The 1,832-nt window shown below is 48.0% G+C and carries 2 protein-coding genes; both read right to left on the bottom strand.

What is annotated here, in order from left to right:
• Window positions 1-207 (bottom strand): AMIN domain-containing protein (locus PX484_RS11930; protein WP_288104004.1); only part of this gene is annotated, 207 nt, incomplete at its 3' end.
• A gap of 319 nt (window positions 208-526) precedes the next feature.
• On the bottom strand, window positions 527-1,832 hold a 1,306-nt coding region (locus PX484_RS11925), incomplete at its 5' end, for a cation:proton antiporter (protein ID WP_288104001.1).

Raw genomic sequence — 1,832 nt, 5'->3', positions numbered from 1 at the left:
TTGCCCTAACTTGATCCCGGGCAGATCGATCACGATCCTGGTGGGGTTAGTGATCATTTGCGCTCGCGGTTGCACTCGATTGTCGGTGGTGAACACCAGACGATTCTCATTGGTGTCGAATCGCCAAAAGACGAGCTTGCCGGCCCAAGCAGGGACCGCCACCAGCAACCAAGTTAATGCGCTTAGGAATAACCAATGAAATCTCACGATCGATGCTCCCGTTGCTCAGTTATCAATTACCTTTTTTCGGTAAAAATGGACGATTTTGTCGATTTTTGGCCATCCATAGCTCCGTTAATGCTCTGAGAATGACTATTAATAAAAACAAGCTTATGGGACGTTGGCATGGTCTGCTATGTTTCTGATCAGTGATCAGGGATTGGGTGTTGGGGAGCGGGAATTATAAATTATGAATTATAAATTATGAATTGGGAAGTGGGGGGGATGAGGAGAAGGGAGCGCCAGAGTTGGGAGAATAAATAAAGGCTGACTCCTGAACACTGACGACCGACGACCGGCTCCTAACTCACTGCTCACTGCTCACTGATTGAGGGCTGGCGGTAGGTTCTTTAAATACTAACCTTAACAGAGGCGGAGCGACAAAGGTGGTCAAGATCACCATCATAATAATGGCTGCATCGGTAGCGGGGGATAAAGCGCCACTAGCGGCCCCGACTCCGGCAAAGACTAAACCCACTTCACCCCGGGGAATCATGCCAACTCCGATCGCCAAGCGATTGAGTTTTTCCTTGCTGAAAACGGCTAACCCCGTCACCACTTTACCCAAAATAGCGACGACAATTAGGAAAGCGGCCAAGACTAATCCTTCTCGATTGGTGGGAATAGCGGGATTAAGGACACTTAAATCGGTTTTTGCCCCCACACAGACGAAAAATATCGGTACAAATAAATCGGCGATCGGGAACACTTGTTCTGCCAATTCCGATCGCTTTTCCGTTTCCGCCAGGACTAGGCCCGCAGCAAAGGAACCGAGAATCGCTTCTAATTGGATAACTTGGGCAATATAGGCAAGAATAAAAGCGAAAATCAGGGAAACTAAGAGCAATTGTCCCCTAGTTTTCATGCTATTAACTAATTGAACATAAAAGGGGCTTAAAAAACGACCGATCAGGATCGCCCCGACCACAAAAGCGCTAGAACTAATAACTAGATAAATTACTTTGCTAATCTGCACTTCTCCGGTCTTCACCAAAGAAGCAACGACGGCGAGAACGATAATACCGAGAATATCATCGAGAACCGCTGCCCCGATGATAATTTGACCTTCTTTCGCCGATAACTTCCCTATTTCTGCTAAAACCTTGGCGGTAATGCCGATACTGGTAGCGGTTAAAGCTGCCCCGGCAAAAATAGCGGGAATGGTGGCCAGATGGAAAATATAGATTAAACCCAAAGTACCCACCAAAAAGGGAACCGCAACCCCCACCACTGCGACAGCAGCTGCCTGTGGACCGACGCGAATTAATTCCTGTAAGTCTGATTCTAAACCGATCTCGAACAGCAGGATAATTACCCCCAATTCCGAGAGGACGGAAATCACCTCACTGGCAGCACTAAAAACGGCGGGAGATTGCTCCGGGGTGAGGGGGGAAGTGGATTGTAGGAAGTGAATTAGGAGAGAATCCTCGAATCCCGCTCCTCCTTCCGGAAAAACCAGTAATTTTAGGGCAGAAACCCCGATAATCACGCCACCGACTAATTCTCCTAACACGGGAGGCAAGTTCAATCGCACGCATATTTCTCCCCCCAGTTTACAGGCGAAATAAATAACGGTCAAACTCAGCAGCACGCAGGCTAAAACTAAGGCACTA

Origin of the sequence: Microcystis sp. M49636_WE2 (assembly GCF_030065375.1) — a bacterium.
In the GTDB taxonomy this organism is placed as follows: Bacteria; Cyanobacteriota; Cyanobacteriia; order Cyanobacteriales; family Microcystaceae; genus Microcystis; species Microcystis aeruginosa_C.
Note: the sequence above shows the minus strand (reverse complement) of the source record. Positions and strands in the feature narration are given on the sequence as shown.